We start from the raw sequence: 19,073 nt of genomic DNA, 5'->3' as shown, positions 1-19,073 counted from the left end.
CCGGGTCCGGGGGTCGGGGGCTGCGGGGAGGGATCGGGCCGTGGACTGAGCGGCCGGCGGGTTCGCGACCCGACCGGTCGTCGTGCTCGGAGCATCCCGACCACTGCCGCGCAGGATCCCGCCGATCACGCCCCGTTCGGGCCTCCTGGCCCGACCTCCCGCCGCCTAGGCTGGCGCAGAGGAGGCGACATGGAGCCGAAGGACCGGCGCGACGAGGACCCCTCGAGCGGGCCGTCGGAGCCGCGTCCGGGGGACGGGCCGACGCCGTCGGAGCAGGCGCTGCGCGCCATCCGCGATGTCGCGAACGGGGCGGACCCGACGAACGAGGCGTTCCGGCTGTCGAACGACTTCACCGACCGGCAGGCCGAGCGGCTCCGGAGCCTCCTCGCGCGCTTCCGCCGCGGGCGCTGACGGGCGCGAGGCTGCCTGCCTCCGCCAGTGCGCGACCGATCGCCGTGCGCCGGTCGCGCCGGTGATCGCCGAGGCGGCGCCCCGACCGCCCGGCGCCACCCCGAACGGCCGCTATCCGCGCCCTCGCAGGCCGCGGACTCACTCCGCCGGCCCGGTCCGCCGCCCCGCATCACCCCCGAATGGCCGCGATCCGCGCCACTTCACGCCGCGGACGCCCCGCACGAGCCCGCTCCTCCGGCGCTCGGCTAGCCTCGGAGGCACCCGCGAGGAAGGCCCGCATGACCCACGACACCGCCTCGGCCGCCCCGACCCTCGAAGCCGTCGCCGCGCTGGCCGGAGTCTCCCGCGCGACGGTCAGCCGGGTCGTCAACGACTCCCCGCGCGTGAAGGACGGCGCCCGGACGGCCGTGCTCGCCGCGATCGAGCAGCTCGGCTACGTGCCCAACCGCGCCGCGCGCTCCCTCGCCAGCCGCCGCACGCAGACCGTCGCGCTCGTGGTGCCGGAGTCGGCGGCGAAGGTGTTCGCGGATCCGTTCCTCGCCTCAGTGGTGCAGGGCGCCGCGATGGCCTTCGCCGGCACCGAGTACACGCTCACCATCGTGATCGCGTCGGAGGCGGCTCCCGAGAAGACGCGGCGCTACCTGCTCGGCGGCAACGTCGACGGCGCGCTCGTCGTCTCGCACCACAGCGGCGACCACTCCTACGCGCAGCTCGGCGCCTCCCTCCCCGTGGTCTTCGGCGGGCGGCCGCTGACGGAGGAGGGCGGCAGCTACTTCGTCGACGTCGACAACACCGGAGCGGCGCGCACGGTCACCGAGCACCTCCTGGGCCTCGGCCGCACGGCCCCCGCGATGATCGCGAGCCGCCAGGACATGCCCGCCGCGATCGACCGCCTGTCCGGCTGGCGCTCGGCCGTCACCGCCGCGGGCCTCGACGACTCGCTCGTCGAGTACGGCGACTACTCGCCCGAGGACGGCGCGACCGCGATGCGCCGCCTGCTCGACTCCGGCCGGCCGATCGACGCGGTCTTCGCCTCCAACGACCAGATGGCGTCGGGCGCCCTGACGGCGCTGCGCGAGCGCGGCCTCACGGTGCCGGGCGACATCGCGCTCGCGGGATTCGACGGCGACTACTTCGCCGAGGCGAGCGAGCCGCGCCTCACCACGGTGCGCCAGCCCTCCACGGGCCTCGGCGAGGCGATGGCGGACGTGCTGGTGCGACTCCTGGCCGGCGAGGAGGTGCAGCGCGTGACGCTGCTGCCGACCGAGCTGCTGGTGCGCGGCTCCACGGTCGCGGGCGCGTGACCCCGCGCTGAGTGCGCTGACCCGTTCGCTGAGTCGCCCGGATCGGCTCCCCGCTGCGGTGTGTCGCGAGCCGATCCGGGCGACTCAGCGCTGGACGGGCTCGTCGGGGATGTCGAGCAGGTGGAAGGGACCCCGGGGGAGCAGGCCTGTGCTCCACAGCGCGACGACGGCCCAGCCGAGGTCGGCGTGCGCGACGGCGCCCTCGGGCAGGGTCCGGGTGAAGAGCGCGTAGTCGATCCCTTCGAGGGGGAGGGCGCTCACGTCCCACGCGGGCCGGTCGGCGGCCAGCTCCTGGGCCCGCGCCTCCGCCGCCACCATCGCCGCTCGCGTCCGGTCCCCGGGCAGGCCGGCGGGGATCACCGAGAGGAGGAGCGAGCCGATCGCGAGCGCGGCCGTCGCGACCGGGTCGGTGACCACTCCGTGCACCGAGCCGCGCGGCCCGAGGCGGACACCGGTCAGCCGCAGCGTGCGGACCGAGTACGAGCCGCCGTCCCGCTCGGCGCGGACCGAGAGGTCGTCGACGGGCCCGTCGTCCGTCCGCCCGCTCCCGTCGACGGACCACGGATCGGAGACGGGGACCAGCGCGCGCACGCCCTCATCCGACTCCCTGCTGCGCCGCCGGTCAAGAGGCGCAGCTCGTGGACCGGCGCTGAGGTGCCCGGATCGGCCGGCCGCTCCGGTGTGTCACGAGCAGATCCGGGCACCTCAGTGCGGAGGTGCGGATGCGTGGAGGCCCGCAGGCGCGGCTCAGAACTCCTCGTAGTTGTAGGGCTCCGGGTCCTCGTCGATCACGGGGCGCGCGATCGTGGCGCGGTTGCTCTTGATGCGGGAGCGGATGTCCTCGACGGCGGCCTCGACGGCGCCGGTGGTCGACTCCTCGTCCTTGATGGAGACCTCGACGGGGACGGCGACGAGCTCGCTGCTCGCGTCGAGCGTCATCTTCGCCTCGATGAGCTCGCCGTCCTCGGTGAACGCCGGGACCGTGACTGCTTCGGAGTGCTCCTGGCGGTCGATCGCGGTCACCAGGTCGAGGAGGGCCTCGGTCACGGCGTCGGTCGTCACGAAGCTCTTGGAGGCGTAGGTCAGCTGCTGCATGCCTCCACTCTCCCGAACGGGAGCGCCCCTCGCGCGGGGTTGCGCCTCGTCGGCCCAGCCCGTAGCGGAGGGGCAGCACGACCGGCGCGGGCGCGAGGAGTCAACCCTCTAGGCCGCGATCCGGGCGTCCGCTTCCCTGGTGGCGGGGCCTCGGGAGGAGGCGCGGGGGTCTCGGGATCCCGGGGCCCCGGCACTCGATCGGGAGGGGACCGGATGCGGCGGAGCGGCCGGGGACTCCGCGGCGACAGGGCGTTCCAGGGCGCCTTCCTGATCGGAGTCGGCCTCATGGCGGCCGTCGACGAGATCGTCTTCCACCAGGTCCTCGCCTGGCACCACTTCTACGACCGCTCCACTCCGGCGATCGGCCTGCTCTCGGACGGGCTGCTGCACGCGGCCGAGATCCTCGCGCTCGTCGGCGGCGGCTTCCTGCTCGCCGACGCCCGGCGCCGATCCGCTCTGCGTCCGCGCACGGCGTGGGCCGCGGGGCTCACGGGGGCGGGGCTGTTCCAGCTGTGGGACGGAGTCGTCGACCACAAGCTGCTCCGGGTGCACCAGGTGCGCTACGACGTCGACCTGCTGCTCTACGACTCCGTCTGGATCGCCTCCGGAGCGGTGCTGCTGGCGGCGGGCCTGCTCCTCCTGCCTCGGCGACGGCGCGCGACGGCGTGACCCCGCACGCCGACCACACCCTGCTCGACCCGGGCCTGCTGCTCCTGGTCCCGCTGGCCGCGGCGGCGGCGCTCGGAGGGGGCGCCGCGGCACTCGAGCGGCGGCGCGGACGGCCGTGGCCGCTCCACCGCACCGCCCTGCTCCTCGGCGGGCTCGCGACCGCGGCGCTCTGCTTCGCTGGTCCGCTCGCGGAGTGGTCGCACGCGGATCCGCGCGGGGCGATGCTGACGCACCTGGTCGTCGGGATGCTCGCGCCGCTCCTCCTGGTGCTCTCGGCCCCCGTCACCCTGGCCCTGCGCGCGCTCGACGTCACGGCTGCCCGGCGGCTCTCGCGGCTGCTCCGGAGCCGCCCGGCCCGTCTCCTCGCCCACCCCGTGACGGCGCTCCTGCTCTCGACGGGCTCCCTCTGGCTCGTGCACGCGACCGGACTGCTCACCACCGCGCACGCCGATCCGCTGCTGCACCTCGCGCTCAGCGTGCACTTCCTCCTCAGCGGCTGCCTGCTGACGGCGGCGCTCGCCGGAGTCGATCCGAACCCGCACCGCGCCCCGTTCGGCCTGCGCCTGGGGGTGCTCGGAGCGGGCATCGCCGCGCACGGGCTGCTCGCGACCGTGCTCTACGCGGAGGCTCCGGACGAGACCGGACGCCAGGCGGCGCTCCTGCTGTTCTACGGAGGCGACCTGCTCGAGACGGCGCTCGCCGTGGTCGTCTGCGCCCGGCGCTACGCGGCGACGGCGCCCCGGAAACCCCCTCCGCCGAGCGCGCCCTGCTCCCTACGCTCGGACGCATGCTCCTCATCTTCGGGACCCGAGCCGTCGAGGACCTCCTCCGGATGCTCGTCTTCGTCTGCCGCGTCTGCGGGCAGCGCGACGAGCAGCGGATCCTCCGCCGCCGGACGCGCCTCTCGCTCTTCTTCGTCCCCGTCCTGACCGTCTCGACCCGCTACCTGCTCGAGTGCTCGCACTGCGGCACCGTGTCCCCGATCAGCAAGGAGGAGGCGCAGGGCTCCGTCCGCTGGGCCGGCAACTCCGACCAGTGACCGCCCCGAGCGGGAGGCTCCCGCGGTGCGCTCAGCGCACCGGGGCCGGCACCGCCGCGGGACGCGCGGCGACCGCGGCCGCGCGCCGCGTCGCCCAGTTGTTGAGCAGCAGCGCCGTCACGACGATGGCCGCGCCGAGCAGGGCGACGGGCCCCGGCCGGTAGCCGCCCGCCATGCTGATCGCGAAGGTCGTGACCGGGACGAGGTTCTGGAAGAGCGTGCCGTTGAGGGCGCCGAGCAGCTTGATGCCGGCGTTCCACAGCAGCACGGCGACGACGCCGGCCAGGAGGATCAGGTACGCCAGCTGCGGCCAGGCCGCGAGCACCTCGGCCCCGGTCGGCGGGTGCGCGGAGCCGGTGGCCGTCGCCACGGCGACCGCGACGGCGATCGAGGGGCAGCCGAGCGCGGTGGTGAGCGTCGAGTACCGCAGCGCCGACCAGCCGGGGAACGCCGCGGCTCCGCGCGTGTAGACGACCCAGCAGATCGCTCCGAGCAGGGCGAGCAGCTCGCCGAACCCCAGCTCGCCGTCGAGGAGGAGGGCGACGTCGCCGCGGGTGACGACGAGCGCGACTCCGGCGAGCGCGAGCAGGATGCAGCCGACGGTGGCGGCAGGCGGCAGGCGACGCGCGCCGATGCTCGCGAGCACCGCGCCGATCGCCGGCATCATCCCCATCATCAGGCTGACGTTCGGGGCCGAGGTGAACCGCAGAGCCGTGAAGGCGAGCAGGCCGAAGCCGGCGAATCCGGAGGCGCCGAGCAGCGCCAGCCGCCACCCGCGGCCGTCGAGCCGGAAGGCGCTGAGCCCCTCTGCCCGGGCGAGCAGCGCGGCCAGGACGACCGCGGCGGCGGTGTAGCGGATGAGGGTCATGAAGAAGGAGTCGACCGTCGCCGCGATGCTGTCCGCGACCGGGAGCATGCCGCCCCAGAGGATCGGCGGGATCAGGCAGAAGAGCAGACCTCGCGACCGCATGGCGCCCCTGACCCGTCGGGTGCGGCCGCCCCGGGCGGGGGCCGTCGCTCGATGGTGGACCCCGGCGGCTCGACGCACAAGAGCGCCGCCGACCCCCGAACGGCCCGCCGCGGGGCCGAGCGGAGAGGGGTGCGCCGGGTGTGGAGGAGGCTCGGCGAGCCGACTGACCTTTTACGACGAAGACGACGGAGCCGCAAGGACCTTGCATGGCCCCTTTAGGGTGACAAAATTCACTTGCTTCCATCATCTCCGTGCCCCTAGGTTGATCGCAGCACCCCCCGATGCTGTCCTCTGTCAGGCCCTGCTCCGATCCCCCCGTCGGACGCCGTTCCTCACTCGGGTCGCGCCCACCCCGGCGACGACCTCCGTTCCGCGCGGGCGCTCATCAGCGCACATCGGCCCCCGGCCGCGGAGAGGAACAGTCATGAGCACACAGCCCGGCCACGGCGCGGACGAGCCGGCGGCTCCCCGTCGCCGGGCGACCTGGGAGGCGCACGACGAGACGGCCTCGCGCCCGCTCTCGGGACGCCGTGCCGCCCGCTCCGGGCGCGAGCGGGTCTCCGCTCCGCGCCGCCTCGCGTCCGCGACGCCTGCCGGAGCGGTGACGGTCCCCGCCGCCCCGACCGCGGTGCTGGAGCGTCCGGCCGCCCCGCCCGCAGTGGTCGAGCGACCGGCCGCCGCGACCGCGGTGCTGGAGCGTCGGGCCGCGATGAATGAGCGTCCGGCCGCGCCGACCGCCGTGGTCGAGCGTTCGTCCGCCGCGACCGCGCTCCTGGAGCGCCCGGCCGCCCCGACCGCGCTGCTCGAGCGTCCGCCGGCCCCCGCCGCGGTCCTCGAGCGCACCGCGCTCCCCTCCGTCGACGCCGACCGACTCCCTCCGGCATCCACCCCGATCGCCGGCACGCGCCCCCGCAGCGGCCGCCGCGCCTCGTCGCGCATCGGCGACCTGGTCGCCGCCCTCCCCGCCCACAACGAGGAGGCCGGGATCGCCGCGGCGATCGAGGGCCTGCGCCGGCAGACCTGGCCGCCGGACCGGATCGTCGTCATCGCCGACAACTGCACCGACGCCACGGTCGAGATCGCTCTCGCGCACGGCGCCGAGGTGTTCGTCACCGTCGGGAACAGCCACAAGAAGGCGGGCGGCCTCAACCAGTTCCTCGCCGAGGTCCTCCCGGGGCTGCAGGACGACGACCTGGTGCTCGTGCAGGACGCCGACTCCGCGCTCGACCCCGGGTTCCTCGAGATCGCCCGCGGCAGGCTGCACGGCGGCATCGGCGCGGTCGGAGGAGTGTTCCGCGGCGGCGAGGGCGGCGGCTTCGTCGGCCACCTCCAGCGCAACGAGTACGCGCGCTACGCCCGCGACGTGCGCCGGCTGAACGGGAAGTGCCTCGTCGTCACGGGCACCGCGGCCGTGCTCCAGGTCGCCGTGATGCGCCGCATCAGCGCGGCCCGCCTGGCCGGCTCCCTCCCCTCCGGAGACGGCATCGGCGGCATCTACGACACCACCGTCCTCACCGAGGACAACGAGCTCACGTTCGCGATCCGCCACCTCGGCTACGACGTGCTGAGCCCCGCCGGCTGCACCCTCGTCACCGAGGTCATGCCGACCTGGGGAGACCTCTGGCGTCAGCGCCTGCGCTGGAAGCGCGGAGCGGTCGAGAACTGCGTGCAGTACGGCTTCACGCGGGTCACGGCTCCCTACTGGGGGCGCCAGCTGCTCACGATGCTCGGCTGCATCATCACCTACGTCTACCTGGCCACGATCGTCTACGCCGTCGGCTGGGGCGAGCTGAGCCTCCAGCCGTTCTGGCTGGCCGTCACCGCGATCTTCGTCGTCGAGCGGATCGTGACGGTCCGCGACCGCGGCTGGCGGTACATGCTCGCCGCCGCGTCGATGTACGAGCTCGTCGTCGACCTGTTCCTGCAGGTCGTCCACACCAAGGCCTACCTGGATGCGCTGACACGCCGTCGGCGCGACTGGTGAAACAGAGAGAGAGACATGTACAACCACATCGGAACAGCCGCCGGAGCCGGAGTCGGTGCCGGAACGCTCGCCATGACCGGGTTCGACTCGGTCTGGCTGGCACTCGCGGCCTTCGCCCTCATCGCTGCGGGGACCGCCGTCCTGCGCATCGCTCCTCGCCGCAAGCGCGAGGTCTGAGACACGGTGGCGGGCGGGGGACAGCCCGCGCCCGTCACCGTCCCACGACCGCCGTCGCCGCGGAGGTCCGGCTCGCGGTCGAGTAGCCGGTCTTCGTCCCGGTGACGGTCAGCGTGATCCGCTTCCCCGCCTGAGCCTTCGTGAGCGTGAACCGCGGCGACGTCGCTCCCGCGATGGCCGCGCCGTCCGCCTTCCACCGGTAGGTGAGGTTGACGGGAGTCGGCGTCCACGGACCCGGGGCTGCCGTGAGCACCGCTCCGACCCGGGCCGTGCCCGTGACGGTCGGCGTCGCGGCGCCGAGGGTGCCGGCGGCGACCGGTGCGGTCGGCTGCGAGGTCGTCGGGCCGGAGCCGTCGGCGGCGCTCACCGTCACGGTCACCCGCTTGCCGACCGCGGAGGAGGGGACCACGAGATCCGGACCCGTCACTCCCGCGATGTCGACGCCTCCCGCCGCCCAGCGGTGCACGAGCGGTCCCGTCCGGCCGGCGGAGGAGGACAGGGTCGCGCCCACCGCGGCGGTCCCGACGACGACCGGAGCCGGCGCCGCGTCGGACCGGTAGACCGCGACGTGGTCGACGAGCATCGTCCCGCCGGAGCTCTTCGGAGCGGCCGCGCTGTCGCACCCGCACACCCCGTTCGGCAGCCCGCCCCCGATGGCGAGGTTCAGGATCAGCAGCACGTCGTTCGGGACCGCGGCCTGCCACGCGGCCGTCCCCACCTCCGACTCCCGCACCACGTGCCGGGTGACGCCGTCGACGAGGAACTCCACGCGCTCGTCGCCGGGCACGGTCCGGTCGAGCAGGGCGGAGTAGCGGTGGAACCCGGTCACGCAGGACGCGCAGTCCAGCATCCCGCTCGTCCGGCCGGCGGGCTCGTCGCAGGGGCCGCCGTCCGGTACTCCGCAGTGCAGCGTCTGGATCACCTGGGCGGTGCCGTTGACGGCCTCGAGCATGTCGAACTCGCCGGTCGCGGGCCAGTCGATGACGGCGTTCGCGTCCCGCCCGAGAGCCCAGAAGGCGGGCCAGTAGCCGGTGGCCTGCGCGACGTCCGGCAGCTGGATCGAGGCGGTCATCAGCAGTCGGCCGCCCGCCGGCGCCGAGAACGACTTGTCGGCGGTGACGATCCGCCCGGAGGTCCATGCTCCGGCGGAGTCGCGGAGGGCGCGGATGCCCAGAGCGCCGCCGCCCGTGAGGAAGACGTTCGCCGTCGACGCGGTCGTCCGGTCGACCGCCCCGGTGCCCCAGGTGCCGACCTCGTGCTCCCACTGGCTCCCGACCGGCGCGCCCGCCGGCCCGGTGAAGTCGTCGCGCAGGAGCGTGGTCCAGCCCGGGGCGTCGGCGGGTGCCGCCGTGACGGCCTGGCCGGCGGACGAGGCGGTCGGAGTCGTGGACGCCGGTGCGAGGGCGGCGACCGCCTGCGGGGGTGTCGCCGCCAGCACTCCGAGGCACAGGGCCGCGAGGGCGAGGGCGAGTCGCGGCCGGTCGAGGAGTCGTGAAGGCATGGCGAGTCCTCTGCGTCGAAGGGGCGCGCAGCTGCACGCGCCTCGACGCTAGTGAGGAGTACTCGCTCTCCCCCCACCCTCCAGGCGGGGTGATCTCCGGCACGAAAGCTCACGACCGGGCTCGGCCGGGCCGGGTCTAGGGTGCTGGCAGAGGGGCGGCCGCCTTCGCCTCCGATCGCCCGTTCGAAGGAGAACACCATGCACCGTCGTCTCACGGCAACGCTCGCCGCGATCGCCCTCGCCCTCGGAGGGGCCGTCGCCGTCGCGACCCCCGCCTCCGCCGGGCAGCTCGTCTACCAGAACGGCGGCCCGGGCAACTGCTACGAGGTCCGCTCGCAGCGCGACTCCCTGGGTCGCGCGCAGGTCACGGTGTGGTGGCACTGCGACCAGGCGAGCAACGTCAAGGTCATCTGGAGGAACGGCCCGGACAGCGGCTGCAACAAGATGAGCGTCATCAACCGCAAGTTCAGCGACAGCTCGGGCGTCGCGTCCCGCTTCGACCGCCTCGTCTCCTGCTGACCCGGTCGGGCTGCCCCTGATCCCTTCCGCGGGATGCCGCTCCGCTACGCGGCACGCCGCACGCGGCGTACCCGAGCGGCTTCCCGCGGGAGGGGACGGCGGCGGCACCGCTCAGTGCTCGGCGCGCCCCGAATCCTCGATGAGGCGGACCTTCACGTTCACGGCGAGCGGCCCCGAGACCGACGGGTCGGCGGCGAGCAGTGCGTGCATCCGCTCGCCCACCAGGCGGAGCGTCTCGGGGGCCGGCAGTGCGGCGGACGCGGCGATGTGCGCGCTCACCGTGGTGAACCCCTCCGACCGGTCGATGTCGACCAGCACGTCGGGCTGCCGCAGGTCCAGCTTCACGGCGAGCGCGTCGGCCGCGGCCTCGACGATCGGCTGGGCGGGGTAGACCCCCGCGACTCCCTCGATGTCGCGGATCTCGGCGGTCAGCCGCTGCGAGAGCTCGGTGTCGTCGGTCATTCCCGCTCCTCCCGGTGGGGGTACACGTCGTCGACGGTCACGTCGATCGCGCCGACGGTCAGCTCGGTGTGGCGCTCCAGGGCGTAGCGGATGCGCTCGCGCAGGCGGTCGGCGGCCACGGCGACCGGCAGGCCGAACTCGAGGGCGCAGGTCACGTCGATCCGCACCACCGCGCCGTGAGCCGAGACGTCGCCGTCGAGGGTGCAGCGGCCCATGATGACGCCGCCCATCGTGTCGCCGGCGCGGCGGATCATCCCGCGCACGGCCGCCTCGGTGAGCGCCAGGCGGAGGGTCGGGTCGGGGTGGCGGACGGGGATGTCGCGGCCGGAGCGCACCTCGGAGCGGATCGCGTCGAGCAGGCCGGCGATCCAGACCTCGTCGCGGTCGGGCTCGCGGTCGGCCTCCTGGCGCAGCGCCCGTGCCGAGAGCTCGGTGAGGCGGGTGAGGTTCGCGAGAGCGAGCCGGCACGCGGCGGAGTTCTCGATCGAGGGGTCGCGCGGCTCGCGGCCGCGGTCGAGGTACTCGCCCAGCTCCTCGAGCGTGTGGCCGTCGAGGTCGTCCTCGGGCACGGCGGCGTCGTCGGTCATCGCCATGCCTCCAATTCGTGGAGCAGGAATCGACGGGCCCGGGCGAGGAGGCCGCGGACCGTCGAGACGGGGAGTTCGAGAGCGTCGGCGATCTCCTGGTAGCTGTAGCCGGCGGTCTCGCGGAGTAGCCAACAGCGTCGCTGATCAGCAGGCAATCGGTCCAGCGCTTCCCAGACCGCGTCCAGCTGGAGTCGCGCCTCCACGATGCGCTCGGGGGAGTGCTCGGGCGGCGCGGGCGGATCCCAGTCGTCGATGTCGTCGTGGCGGCGGCGGACGCGGATCCGGTCGATCGCCTTGTGGGTGACGATGCGCATCAGCCAGTTGCGGATGTGCGCCGGGCTGTCGAGATCGGCCAGGCGCCGCCAGCCGGTGAGGAACGCCTCCTGCACCACGTCCTCGGACTCCGCCTCGGAGCCGAGGAGCTTCGCGGCGTAGACGCGCATGAGGGCGCCGTGGCGGCGGGCGAGCTGCTCGAACGCCTGCACGTCGCCGTCGACGGCGCGCGCGGCGAGGGTCGCGTCGGACGCGTTCAGGAGGGGGTCGTCGTCGATGAGCGCCTCCTCCGCGGTCCCGCGCGCGGTGTCCCCGCGCGACGATGCCCTCAGTGTGGGGCGCCGTCCGGCATGACTACCAGCCTTGACAACGGGCCGCCGAATCCGCTGGCCGGATTGCGAGTGCCGCCGATGGGGGACGTCTCGAGACGGGATTCGTGACATTCCGGCTCCTCGACACGTCTTGATTCCGTACCCCTCGTGCGTCCCCCCGAGCGCACGGACCCCGAACCCGGAAGAAGTCCCCCATGCACTGGTCCCTCCGCCGCCGCCCCGGGCGGACGTCATGAGCGAGTCGACCTTCACCCTCGGCAGCCCCTTCGCGGGCGACGAGCGGGCCGACCGGCGCTACGAAGCCTCCGGCGACGATCCGTCCGCCGCGTCCGCCGTCTACTCCGAGGCGTACGGCGGAGGCGAGTTCCGCGTCGCTCCGTCGCAGCGCGGCTTCTCCTACCGCTACGCCGTCCGCGGCAGCGACCGGGTGACCCTGCGCACCTCCGACTGCTCCGGCGCCCTCACCGGCCAGGTCCCCCACCTGAAGGAGTACGTCGTCGGCTGGTTCCGCGCCGGAGGCGGACGCCTGAACCTGCCGCCGTTCACCCGGACCGGCGCGCTCTCGGCCCCGTTCCTGTTCCCCGCGGAGCGCCAGTTCGGGCTCGAGTTCGAGCCGCACCGGCAGAACCTCATCCACTTCGCCCCCGGGTTCCTCGAGGACGTCGCGACCGAGACGCACGCCGGCCCCCGCCAGCCCGTCTCCTTCGACCACGGGGTGGACGCCGACCCCGGCGTCCTCGCCCGCTGGCGCGCCGCGGTGACGGAGGCGAGCGCCGCGCTCGCGACGGCCGCGATCACTCCGCTCGTGCGCTTCACCGCCGAGCTCGACCTCGCCCGCGTGCTGCTCCTGCTGTTCCCGTGGCGCGCGTGGGACGTGCCGGCCGTGCTGCGGCGCCCGTCCGCCTCCCGCACCCGGGTGGCGCTCGACTTCCTCCAGCACCACGCCCACGAGCCGATCACCCCGGCCGACGCCGCCCGCGCGGCCGGTCTGCACACCCGCACACTGCAGCAGGCGACGAAGCGGCACCTCGGGGTGTCGCCGTCGGTCTACCTGCGCGACGTGCGCCTGGACCGCGCCCACTCCGACCTGGTCGCCGGCGACCCCTGCTCGACCACTGTCGCCGCGGTCGCCCGCGAGTGGGGCTTCGGCAACCTCGGTCGCTTCGCGAGCGCGTACCAGGTGCGCTTCGACGAGAAGCCGAGCCACACGCTGCGCCGCTGACGCGCAGCCCCGGCGAGCCCGAGGGCCCGGACCGTCTCAGGACGGTGCCGGGCCCTCGTCGTCTCCGGGTGCGCCCCGAGGGGCCGTTTCGGAGGATGCTCCTTCGTGTCCTCCGACCGGTCTTCCGGACACGAGCCTCGTGACAATCGGCGCCGGCTCAGCCCGGCTGATGCACGTGGATGTCGCTGCTCGACGTCACGCCGTTGAACTCGAGATACAGCTGCCCCTCGACGACCGACACGGTCAGCGTGTTGCGGCGCTCGAGTACGGCGACCGCGGCATCCAGGAACCCCTGGTCGAAGCTCTGCACGGTGATCTGCTCGAGCTGGTGGACGCGCTTGCCGGACCACGCCGCGATCACCTTGTCCGGGTTGCGATGCGTGTAGACCGTCGTGCGGTCGGCCAGTCTGCTCCCGAAGTGCAGTCGCTCGGCATCCGGCGCGCCCACCTCGATCCACGTGGTCAGCCTGCCGGTGAGATCGCGGACCAGCACCGCCGGCTCGGTCGCCGTCGACGAGATCCCCTCGCTGAAGGTGATCCCCTCCACGTATTCGAGGCAGTACGCGAGCACGCGCGTCATCATGTACGCGTCGGTCTCGGAGGGGTGCCGAGCGGCTCGCAGCGTGATGTCCTCGTAGACACCGCGGTCCACATCAGCCAGCTGTATCGCGAAGTTGTACATCACTGCGCCGGCTGCCACGTGTGCGAGCTTATGTCCTCTCGCTCATCGAGGAGCGCGAGGCTTCTCCGGCGCCGGTGGGTGCATCGTGTCCGCGCGCCTACTGGGGGGGCGCCTCCGCGACCAGGAGCTCGAGGCCTGGCTCGGGGTCAGCCGGACGCCGATCCGGGAGGCGCTGCTCCGGCTGGCCCGCGTCGGCCTCGTCTCGGCCAAGCCCGGCCGGGCGACGATCGTGACCCCCGCCACGGCCGAGAGCATCAGCGACGCCCAGCAGATCGCCGCCGCCATGCACGAGCTCGCCACGCGCCTCGCCGGCCCGGCCGTCACTCCGGAGGCGCTCGTCGCGATGGAGTCGGCGAACGACGACTTCGCGCGGGCGCTGGCGGACGGCGACGTCGAGCTGGCGCTGCGCTCCGACGACGCGTTCCACGCGGTGCTCACCGGGCTCAGCGGCAACGGGATGATCGAGGACGTGCTCGAGCAGGCCACTCCGCTCATCCGCCGTGCCGAGCGCCAGCGCTTCGCCTCCCTCGCGGCCCGAGGATCCGTGGAGCAGCACCGCGCGATCGTGGAGTCCCTCCGCGCGGGCGACACCGACGGCGCCGCCCGCCTCAGCCGCGAGAACTGGATGACGCTCGACCGCCACCTGCACGAGGCCTGACGCGCTGCTCCTCCGCGGGGAGGAGCCCGCGCTCGGTCATGCGCGAGGCCGACGCGATCGCATCCGCGACGAACCGCTCGGACAGTTCGGCATACCCTCGCCCGCGCGCTCCGCATCCGTCCCGAGAGCTGAGCGCCGCCCTCCCCGCGCCGCCGCCGCCGGGATGCGGGTCGAGGCGGGTGCCGGCGCGGCGCGGAACGACGGACGGCCGACGCGCGGGCGACCGGAGCGCTCTGGAACACTCGAGCGAGGGGCGGGGGCTCCGGAGCGGGGGAGCCGGTGGCGTCACGCTTCGTAGAGCTCGACGGTCTGCGCGGCCTCGCCGCCCTCGGCGTGGTCGTCTACCACTTCACCACCGCGTTCTCGCTCGATCATCCGGATGCACCGCCGGGATCCTTCGCGCTCCCGTTCGGCGAGTTCGGCGTCCAGCTCTTCTTCGTCATCAGCGGTTTCGTGATCCTGATGTCCGCGGACCGCGCGCGGCGGCCGTCGGACTTCGCGATCTCCCGCGTCAGCCGCCTCTACCCGGCCTACTGGATCGCGGTGGTCGTCTCGATCGTCGTCGGCGCTCTCGCCCGCGTCCCCGGCACCGACCTCACGCCGCTGGAGCTGCTGCTCAACTTCACGATGGTGCAGCGGTTGCTGCTGGTGCCCAACGTGAACGGCGCGTTCTGGACGCTGGCCGTCGAGATGCAGTTCTACCTGCTGGTGCTGCTCGTGCTCGTCCTCACGAAGTGCCGGTTCACGGATCGGCTGGTCCGCGTGCTGGTGGTCGTCTGGCTCGGCGTCGCCGTGACCGCCTCCGTCGCCGCTCACCTCGCCTCGGGAGGCGTCGACGTCGTCTCGGCGCCGGTCGCCGTCCGGGTCCTGGCGAACCTGACGCTGGCCGAGTACGGACCGCTCTTCTGCGTCGGGATGCTGCTGTTCCTCTCGCGACGCCAGGGGCGCTTCGAAATCCTCGCCGTGCCGGCGGCTCTGATCGCGGCCCTGAACGCCCAGCTCCTCCACGGCGGGCCGGACGGAGCGGTCGTCCTCGGCGTCTGCGCGGCCGTCGCGGTCGTCGCGATGCGGCGCCGGACCGCCGTGCTGCGATGGGCGCCGCTGCTCTGGCTCGGGCGGATCAGCTACTCGCTCTACATCCTCCATCTGGTCGTGGGCAGCGCGATCGTCAGCGCGCTCTGGCCGCTGATCGGCCGCGACGGAGCAGGACTCGTCGCCTTCGTCGTCGTCCTCCTGCTGTCCTGGGGCCTCAACGCGGTCGCCGAGGAGCGGTGGAGCCCCGCCTGGCGCCGCGCCCTCACCCGCCGGCGCGACCGCCGGTTCCCGGCGGGGACGGCGACCGCGGCCTGACGCGGCTGTGCACTCCGCTGGCCGCTCAGCGAGTGCGCCGAAGGAGCCTGTGGACGCCGGTGGCCGCGAAACGCATCTCCGCTCGACGTTCCCTGCACCTTGGCTGAGCCACCGGGACGTCCGGACCCCGGGCCACGTCTTCATCATGTGCCACGGATCGTGAGCACCGCGGCCCCGGCCACGACCTCTGACCATCTGGAGAAGATCATGACCAACGTCACCCCCACCAGCCTCGCCAACGCCTCCTCGTCCAAGCACGGCACCGCCACCTCGGCCGGCAAGAACACGATCGCCGACGGCGTCGTCGAGAAGGTCGCCGGCATCGCGGCCCGCGAGGTCCCCGGCGTGCACGACCTGGGCAACGGCGCCGCCCGCGCCATCGGCGCCATCCGCAACGCGATCAACGCGCAGGACCGCGGCCAGGGCATCTCCGTCGAGGTCGGCGAGAAGCAGGTCGCCGCCGACATCACCGTCGTCGCCGAGTACCCCGTCGCGCTGCAGAAGCTCGCCGACAGCATCCGCTCCGCCGTCTCCGAGGCCATCTCCTCGGTCGTCGGCATGGAGGTCGCCGAGGTGAACGTCACCATCTCCGACGTCTTCATCCCCTCGGACGACAAGGACGACGAGACCGAGAGCCGCGTCAAGTGACTCCGTCCCACATCGGCCTGGTCCTCGGCGCGGTCCTCGCGCTGACCGCCCTCGTCTTCGGCTTCTGGGCGCTCCTCTGGGTCGCGCTCGCCATGGCGATCGGCTACGGCGTCGGGCGGGTCGTCGAGGGCAAGCTCGACCTGCGCTCCCTCGGCGACACCCTCCGCGGGCGGCGGTCCTCGTGACCGCGGCGGTGATGGCCGACGAGGCCAGCCACGGCCGCACGACGATCAGCTCGCGCGCCGTGCGCCGAGTCGTGTCGGCCGTCACCGCGGAGGCGCTGGACGTGACCTCGTCCGACGTGTCCGTCGAGCTCGACGACGAGGGAGGACGCCTCCACGTCGTCGCGCACGCCCCCATCCACGTCACGCCCCTGGGCGAGACGGGCCGCCGCTCCTCCGGGACGCTGCTGGACCGACTCAGCCGGGCGCAGACGACCATCCGCTCGCGCTGCCTCGAACTGACGGGCTCCACGATCGGCCGGGTCGACCTCCGGATCACCGGTGCCGACCTCCGAGAACGAAGGAGGGTGTCGTGACGACTCCCACCACTGCCGGCCGGGCGCTCTACCCGCGCCTGGTGCGGCGCGAGACGCACTCGTCCCGCTCCGGATCGGCGATCGTCCTCGCCGTCCTGCTCATCCTGCTGTTCGCGTGGCTGGGCACAGAGGCGGTCCTCGCCGTCCTCGGCCAGCCCGCGCTGCTCGTGGCCCCGCAGGACGGAGCGTCCTCGCTGCTCAACGCGGCCGCGGCGCCCATCGCGCTGACCGCCGCCGCCGGCGCCGTGCTCGCGCTGATCGGGCTCGTCCTGATCGTCGTGTCGCTCAAGCCCGGCCGTCGCGGCCGTCGCGCCGTCAGCACCGACCGCACCGCGGCGATCGTCGACGACCGCGTCATCGCGCAGGCCGTCGCCCGCACCGCCGGCTACGCCGGTGACGTCGACCCCGACAACGTATCGGTGTCGGTCGGATCCCGCGTCGTCGACGTGACGGTCTCCCGCACCTCCGGCCGCAGCATCGACGTCACGCCGATCCGCGAGGCCGTCGACGCCGAGCTCGCCACGTTCGACTGCACCCCGCGCCTGCGTTCCAAGGTGCGCCTGTCCGAGAAGGGAACGGTCCGCTGATGACCACCACGAACCGATTCCTCAACCGGCTGCTCCTGTTCGTCGTGGGCCTCGTCCTCCTCCTCGCCGGCGGCGCCGTCGCGGTGGGGTCGCTGCTCCCGCAGGTCCAGGAGAACGTGTCCACCGCCGCGCAGGACGCGGCCGACCCCACGAGCCAGGCCCTCTCGGGCGGCACCCCGTGGATCCTCTGGGTCACCGCGGTCGTCGCGCTCGTCCTCATCCTGCTGCTGGTGCGCTTCATCGTGCGCCAGGGCCGCGGCCGCACCTCCACGCTGCTGCGCGTCGGCTCGGGAGAGGGAGCGGGGACGCCCACAGGCGGCTCCGTCACCATCGACGCGAAGGTCGCCGAGCAGGTCCTCGAGGAGGCCCTGTCACAGGAGCCGTCCATCGTCGCGGTCGACGTGACCGCGTTCGAGATCAAGCACCAGAAGGTGCTGCGCGTCACCGCGCACACCCGCCGCGGCGCCTCGCCCGCCCGCACCCGGCAGACGGTCGACCAGGCCGTCCGCCAGTGGGACGCCCTCCTCGGCGAGGAGACGCCCGTCGTCATCCAGATCGTCAGCGGTCTGCGGACGAAGATGAGCGGCACCGCCCGCGTGCAGTAGCCGCCGGCACCACCGTCCGGCCCTCCCGATCGGGAGGGCCGGAGAGCCCCGCTCAGGCGGGATGGAAGTCTTTCTGAAGGAGCACCCCATGTCCGATCCGATGGAGCCCGGCACCGTCGAACGCATCCGCACCGATGAGCAGCCGACCCCGAACGAGCAGAGCCGGCGCGAGTCCGCCCGCCGCGACGGGAAGCCGTCCGAGCCCGAGTCGACCGAGAGCCGGGTCGCGACCGCCGCCGGCGAGAGCGCCCAGCGCGTGGCCGGCGTCCACCACCTCGGTGGAGCCGTCGCCCGCGGCCTCGACCGCGCCTCCCGCCGCGTGCTGGGCACCAGCACCGTCCCCGGAGTCACGGTCTCGAAGGCCGACGGCGTCACCACCGTCGACATCGACCTCGTCGTCGAGTACCCCCACCCCGTCCGCGAGGTCCTGGACGCCGTGCGCGATCAGGTGCAGCGCGTGGCGGAGCCGGTCGCCGGCGGCCACGTCGTCGTCAACGTCGAGGCGACCGACGTCCACGGCCCGTTCGACCCGATCGAGAAGCCGGAGGAGGACAAGGAGCCGCTCGTCGACACCGCCAAGCGCGCCGTGTCCGACGCCCGCGACTCCGCCGTGGAGGCCGCCGGGAACGCCCACGACGCCGTCTCCGGTGCCGTCGACTCCGCCCGCGGACGCCTGGCGGACGCCGCCGACGACGCCGCGGACGCGATGGACCGTGCGGCCGACGGGCGCGACGAGCGCGACGAGCGCGCAGCCGCCCAGAAGACGGCCGACGACGAGCGCGCCGCCGAGCGCGACGAGGACGACCCCCGCGTCGAGACGCACGCGGCCCCGGCCGTCGTCGAGACCGCGGAGTTCGTGGTCCGCGTCCAGGTCGAGCCGGTCGACGACGACGGCGACCCCCGCACCGCGACCGTCGAGGTCGCTCCGGCGGAGGAGTCCGAGCACGTCGAGCGCGACGAGGCCGCGGCCGATCGCGACGACGCGTCCGACGACACCGACGCCCACCGCTCCGAGGACGACCGCGCGTCGTCCGCCGCCGGTCGGGAGTAGTCCCGTGCGCACCCGCTCGTACGGCGCGCGACGCAAGCCGCGCGCGGCCTGGATCGCGCTCGGCACGGGCGTCGTGCTCTCGTTCGTGGTCGTCGTCGCCGTGCTGCTGCCCGTCCTCGGGCTGATCGGCGCGGCCGACGGCACCACGGCCGGGGCGCTCGACGTCCCGGTCGGCGCGATCGTCCTCTCGATCGTCCTCAGCTACGCGGTCGGCCTGGCCTGCCTCGCCGTCGCGTTCCTCTCCCGCAACGCGGCCCTCGCCTGGGTCGCCGCTGTGGCCGCCGTCATCGCGACGCTCATCGGCTCGATCTGGCCGCTCGTCGCGACCGGATTCGCCAGCGTCGACCAGGCGAAGGACGTCATCCCCTTCATCCAGGACCTGATCGCCCGGGTCCGGGGGTAGCGTCGG

At 73.8% G+C, this 19,073-nt stretch carries 26 protein-coding genes; 18 read left to right on the top strand and 8 right to left on the bottom strand.

From position 1 onward, the window contains the following. The first annotated feature begins 189 nt into the window (after nucleotides 1-189). Nucleotides 190-411 carry a hypothetical protein gene (locus C5C63_RS05825; protein ID WP_104232942.1) on the top strand — a complete coding sequence of 74 codons (222 nt, stop codon included), beginning with the start codon at nucleotides 190-192 and terminating at the stop codon, nucleotides 409-411. Between the two features lie 278 nt (nucleotides 412-689). Next, nucleotides 690-1,715, top strand: coding sequence for a LacI family DNA-binding transcriptional regulator (locus C5C63_RS05820; protein ID WP_104250504.1), 1,026 nt, complete (start codon nucleotides 690-692; stop codon nucleotides 1,713-1,715). 84 nt (nucleotides 1,716-1,799) lie between these two features. Here the strand turns inward: C5C63_RS05820 and C5C63_RS05815 are convergent, their stop codons facing one another. Together C5C63_RS05815 and C5C63_RS05810 are read right to left on the bottom strand one after the other, a co-directional pair. Beyond that, a complete protein-coding gene (locus tag C5C63_RS05815; protein ID WP_104295112.1) occupies nucleotides 1,800-2,306 on the bottom strand; it encodes a hypothetical protein in 507 nt (168 codons plus the stop codon). Nucleotides 2,307-2,462: 156 nt separating this feature from the next. Further along, nucleotides 2,463-2,810, bottom strand: coding sequence for a hypothetical protein (locus C5C63_RS05810; protein WP_104223965.1), 348 nt, complete (start codon nucleotides 2,808-2,810; stop codon nucleotides 2,463-2,465). Nucleotides 2,811-3,023: 213 nt separating this feature from the next. On the opposite strand from C5C63_RS05810, the gene C5C63_RS05805 reads away from it, so the two are divergent. The 3 genes from C5C63_RS05805 to C5C63_RS17550 are packed head-to-tail and all read left to right on the top strand — an operon-like array spanning nucleotide 3,024 to nucleotide 4,518. Next, entirely contained in the window at nucleotides 3,024-3,479 is a 456-nt protein-coding gene (locus C5C63_RS05805; RefSeq protein ID WP_104325666.1) for a DUF2243 domain-containing protein, read from the top strand. Beyond that, the gene (locus tag C5C63_RS05800) at nucleotides 3,476-4,408 is read left to right on the top strand and encodes a cytochrome c oxidase assembly protein (protein ID WP_104325665.1); all 933 of its coding nucleotides are present in this window, start codon (nucleotides 3,476-3,478) and stop codon (nucleotides 4,406-4,408) included. Before C5C63_RS05805 ends, C5C63_RS05800 begins: the two co-directional genes overlap by 4 nt. After that, nucleotides 4,312-4,518, top strand: coding sequence for a zinc-ribbon domain-containing protein (locus tag C5C63_RS17550; RefSeq protein WP_104325664.1), 207 nt, complete (start codon nucleotides 4,312-4,314; stop codon nucleotides 4,516-4,518). The genes C5C63_RS05800 and C5C63_RS17550 overlap by 97 nt, the downstream gene beginning before the upstream one ends. Nucleotides 4,519-4,549: 31 nt before the next feature. Here the strand turns inward: C5C63_RS17550 and C5C63_RS05790 are convergent, their stop codons facing one another. Further along, nucleotides 4,550-5,488 carry a DMT family transporter gene (locus tag C5C63_RS05790; protein WP_104325663.1) on the bottom strand — a complete coding sequence of 313 codons (939 nt, stop codon included), beginning with the start codon at nucleotides 5,486-5,488 and terminating at the stop codon, nucleotides 4,550-4,552. 424 nt (nucleotides 5,489-5,912) lie between these two features. Between C5C63_RS05790 and C5C63_RS05785 the strand changes: the two genes are divergently transcribed. Together C5C63_RS05785 and C5C63_RS16975 are read left to right on the top strand one after the other, a co-directional pair. After that, nucleotides 5,913-7,472 (top strand): glycosyltransferase, encoded by a 1,560-nt coding sequence (locus C5C63_RS05785; RefSeq protein WP_258065397.1) that lies wholly within the window; start codon nucleotides 5,913-5,915, stop codon nucleotides 7,470-7,472. A gap of 15 nt (nucleotides 7,473-7,487) precedes the next feature. Then, a complete protein-coding gene (locus tag C5C63_RS16975; RefSeq protein ID WP_167305255.1) occupies nucleotides 7,488-7,649 on the top strand; it encodes a hypothetical protein in 162 nt (53 codons plus the stop codon). Between the two features lie 34 nt (nucleotides 7,650-7,683). Here C5C63_RS16975 and C5C63_RS05780 read toward each other — a convergent pair whose 3' ends face one another. After that, on the bottom strand, nucleotides 7,684-9,150 hold the full coding sequence (locus C5C63_RS05780; RefSeq protein WP_104232935.1) for a family 16 glycosylhydrolase: 1,467 nt from the start codon (nucleotides 9,148-9,150) through the stop codon (nucleotides 7,684-7,686). A gap of 198 nt (nucleotides 9,151-9,348) precedes the next feature. Between C5C63_RS05780 and C5C63_RS05775 the strand changes: the two genes are divergently transcribed. Next, the gene (locus C5C63_RS05775; RefSeq protein WP_104255207.1) at nucleotides 9,349-9,669 is read left to right on the top strand and encodes a hypothetical protein; all 321 of its coding nucleotides are present in this window, start codon (nucleotides 9,349-9,351) and stop codon (nucleotides 9,667-9,669) included. Between the two features lie 111 nt (nucleotides 9,670-9,780). Here C5C63_RS05775 and C5C63_RS05770 read toward each other — a convergent pair whose 3' ends face one another. The 3 genes from C5C63_RS05770 to C5C63_RS05760 are packed head-to-tail and all read right to left on the bottom strand — an operon-like array spanning nucleotide 9,781 to nucleotide 11,203. Further along, nucleotides 9,781-10,131 carry a hypothetical protein gene (locus C5C63_RS05770; protein ID WP_104223972.1) on the bottom strand — a complete coding sequence of 117 codons (351 nt, stop codon included), beginning with the start codon at nucleotides 10,129-10,131 and terminating at the stop codon, nucleotides 9,781-9,783. Continuing rightward, nucleotides 10,128-10,724, bottom strand: coding sequence for an Asp23/Gls24 family envelope stress response protein (locus C5C63_RS05765; RefSeq protein ID WP_104325662.1), 597 nt, complete (start codon nucleotides 10,722-10,724; stop codon nucleotides 10,128-10,130). The genes C5C63_RS05770 and C5C63_RS05765 overlap by 4 nt, the downstream gene beginning before the upstream one ends. Further along, nucleotides 10,715-11,203 (bottom strand): RNA polymerase sigma factor, encoded by a 489-nt coding sequence (locus C5C63_RS05760; RefSeq protein WP_244248147.1) that lies wholly within the window; start codon nucleotides 11,201-11,203, stop codon nucleotides 10,715-10,717. The genes C5C63_RS05765 and C5C63_RS05760 overlap by 10 nt, the downstream gene beginning before the upstream one ends. A 352-nt stretch (nucleotides 11,204-11,555) precedes the next feature. On the opposite strand from C5C63_RS05760, the gene C5C63_RS05755 reads away from it, so the two are divergent. Then, nucleotides 11,556-12,545 carry a helix-turn-helix transcriptional regulator gene (locus C5C63_RS05755; RefSeq protein WP_104325660.1) on the top strand — a complete coding sequence of 330 codons (990 nt, stop codon included), beginning with the start codon at nucleotides 11,556-11,558 and terminating at the stop codon, nucleotides 12,543-12,545. 157 nt (nucleotides 12,546-12,702) lie between these two features. On the opposite strand, the gene C5C63_RS05750 is transcribed toward C5C63_RS05755, so the two are convergent. Further along, on the bottom strand, nucleotides 12,703-13,245 hold the full coding sequence (locus C5C63_RS05750; RefSeq protein WP_104325659.1) for a YaeQ family protein: 543 nt from the start codon (nucleotides 13,243-13,245) through the stop codon (nucleotides 12,703-12,705). 67 nt (nucleotides 13,246-13,312) lie between these two features. Between C5C63_RS05750 and C5C63_RS05745 the strand changes: the two genes are divergently transcribed. The 9 genes from C5C63_RS05745 to C5C63_RS05705 all read left to right on the top strand — a co-directional run bounded on the left by C5C63_RS05745 (nucleotide 13,313) and on the right by C5C63_RS05705 (nucleotide 19,067). Beyond that, nucleotides 13,313-13,885 carry a GntR family transcriptional regulator gene (locus tag C5C63_RS05745; protein WP_219815278.1) on the top strand — a complete coding sequence of 191 codons (573 nt, stop codon included), beginning with the start codon at nucleotides 13,313-13,315 and terminating at the stop codon, nucleotides 13,883-13,885. 279 nt (nucleotides 13,886-14,164) lie between these two features. Beyond that, nucleotides 14,165-15,235 (top strand): acyltransferase, encoded by a 1,071-nt coding sequence (locus C5C63_RS05740; RefSeq protein ID WP_104325658.1) that lies wholly within the window; start codon nucleotides 14,165-14,167, stop codon nucleotides 15,233-15,235. A gap of 207 nt (nucleotides 15,236-15,442) precedes the next feature. Continuing rightward, nucleotides 15,443-15,883 carry an Asp23/Gls24 family envelope stress response protein gene (locus C5C63_RS05735; protein WP_104325657.1) on the top strand — a complete coding sequence of 147 codons (441 nt, stop codon included), beginning with the start codon at nucleotides 15,443-15,445 and terminating at the stop codon, nucleotides 15,881-15,883. Further along, the gene (locus tag C5C63_RS05730; protein WP_104223990.1) at nucleotides 15,880-16,068 is read left to right on the top strand and encodes a DUF2273 domain-containing protein; all 189 of its coding nucleotides are present in this window, start codon (nucleotides 15,880-15,882) and stop codon (nucleotides 16,066-16,068) included. Before C5C63_RS05735 ends, C5C63_RS05730 begins: the two co-directional genes overlap by 4 nt. Next, the gene (locus tag C5C63_RS05725) at nucleotides 16,065-16,421 is read left to right on the top strand and encodes a hypothetical protein (RefSeq protein WP_258065396.1); all 357 of its coding nucleotides are present in this window, start codon (nucleotides 16,065-16,067) and stop codon (nucleotides 16,419-16,421) included. The genes C5C63_RS05730 and C5C63_RS05725 overlap by 4 nt, the downstream gene beginning before the upstream one ends. Then, nucleotides 16,418-17,008: a DUF6286 domain-containing protein gene (locus C5C63_RS05720; protein ID WP_104225847.1), complete on the top strand. Its 591-nt coding sequence runs from the start codon at nucleotides 16,418-16,420 to the stop codon at nucleotides 17,006-17,008. The genes C5C63_RS05725 and C5C63_RS05720 overlap by 4 nt, the downstream gene beginning before the upstream one ends. After that, nucleotides 17,008-17,613 carry a hypothetical protein gene (locus tag C5C63_RS05715; protein ID WP_104325656.1) on the top strand — a complete coding sequence of 202 codons (606 nt, stop codon included), beginning with the start codon at nucleotides 17,008-17,010 and terminating at the stop codon, nucleotides 17,611-17,613. Before C5C63_RS05720 ends, C5C63_RS05715 begins: the two co-directional genes overlap by 1 nt. A gap of 88 nt (nucleotides 17,614-17,701) precedes the next feature. Further along, nucleotides 17,702-18,664 carry an Asp23/Gls24 family envelope stress response protein gene (locus C5C63_RS16970; protein ID WP_258065395.1) on the top strand — a complete coding sequence of 321 codons (963 nt, stop codon included), beginning with the start codon at nucleotides 17,702-17,704 and terminating at the stop codon, nucleotides 18,662-18,664. A 4-nt stretch (nucleotides 18,665-18,668) separates the two neighbouring features. Continuing rightward, on the top strand, nucleotides 18,669-19,067 hold the full coding sequence (locus C5C63_RS05705) for a hypothetical protein (protein WP_104223994.1): 399 nt from the start codon (nucleotides 18,669-18,671) through the stop codon (nucleotides 19,065-19,067). Nucleotides 19,068-19,073: the final 6 nt, after the last annotated feature.

Source organism: Rathayibacter sp. AY1B8 (assembly GCF_002932775.1).
Taxonomy (GTDB): Bacteria; Actinomycetota; Actinomycetes; order Actinomycetales; family Microbacteriaceae; genus Rathayibacter.
This window is presented reverse-complemented; position numbering and strand designations above follow the sequence as displayed.

Coding starts and splice junctions, on each gene's coding strand:
- C5C63_RS05825 (WP_104232942.1), top strand. CDS start 190: ATGGAGCCGAAGGACCGGCGCGACGAGGACCCCTCGAGCGGGCCGTCG.
- C5C63_RS05820 (WP_104250504.1), top strand. CDS start 690: ATGACCCACGACACCGCCTCGGCCGCCCCGACCCTCGAAGCCGTCGCC.
- C5C63_RS05810 (WP_104223965.1), bottom strand. CDS start 2,810: ATGCAGCAGCTGACCTACGCCTCCAAGAGCTTCGTGACGACCGACGCC.
- C5C63_RS05805 (WP_104325666.1), top strand. CDS start 3,024: ATGCGGCGGAGCGGCCGGGGACTCCGCGGCGACAGGGCGTTCCAGGGC.
- C5C63_RS17550 (WP_104325664.1), top strand. CDS start 4,312: ATGCTCGTCTTCGTCTGCCGCGTCTGCGGGCAGCGCGACGAGCAGCGG.
- C5C63_RS05790 (WP_104325663.1), bottom strand. CDS start 5,488: ATGCGGTCGCGAGGTCTGCTCTTCTGCCTGATCCCGCCGATCCTCTGG.
- C5C63_RS05785 (WP_258065397.1), top strand. CDS start 5,913: ATGAGCACACAGCCCGGCCACGGCGCGGACGAGCCGGCGGCTCCCCGT.
- C5C63_RS16975 (WP_167305255.1), top strand. CDS start 7,488: ATGTACAACCACATCGGAACAGCCGCCGGAGCCGGAGTCGGTGCCGGA.
- C5C63_RS05780 (WP_104232935.1), bottom strand. CDS start 9,150: ATGCCTTCACGACTCCTCGACCGGCCGCGACTCGCCCTCGCCCTCGCG.
- C5C63_RS05775 (WP_104255207.1), top strand. CDS start 9,349: ATGCACCGTCGTCTCACGGCAACGCTCGCCGCGATCGCCCTCGCCCTC.
- C5C63_RS05770 (WP_104223972.1), bottom strand. CDS start 10,131: ATGACCGACGACACCGAGCTCTCGCAGCGGCTGACCGCCGAGATCCGC.
- C5C63_RS05765 (WP_104325662.1), bottom strand. CDS start 10,724: ATGGCGATGACCGACGACGCCGCCGTGCCCGAGGACGACCTCGACGGC.
- C5C63_RS05755 (WP_104325660.1), top strand. CDS start 11,556: ATGAGCGAGTCGACCTTCACCCTCGGCAGCCCCTTCGCGGGCGACGAG.
- C5C63_RS05735 (WP_104325657.1), top strand. CDS start 15,443: ATGACCAACGTCACCCCCACCAGCCTCGCCAACGCCTCCTCGTCCAAG.
- C5C63_RS05715 (WP_104325656.1), top strand. CDS start 17,008: ATGACCACCACGAACCGATTCCTCAACCGGCTGCTCCTGTTCGTCGTG.
- C5C63_RS16970 (WP_258065395.1), top strand. CDS start 17,702: ATGTCCGATCCGATGGAGCCCGGCACCGTCGAACGCATCCGCACCGAT.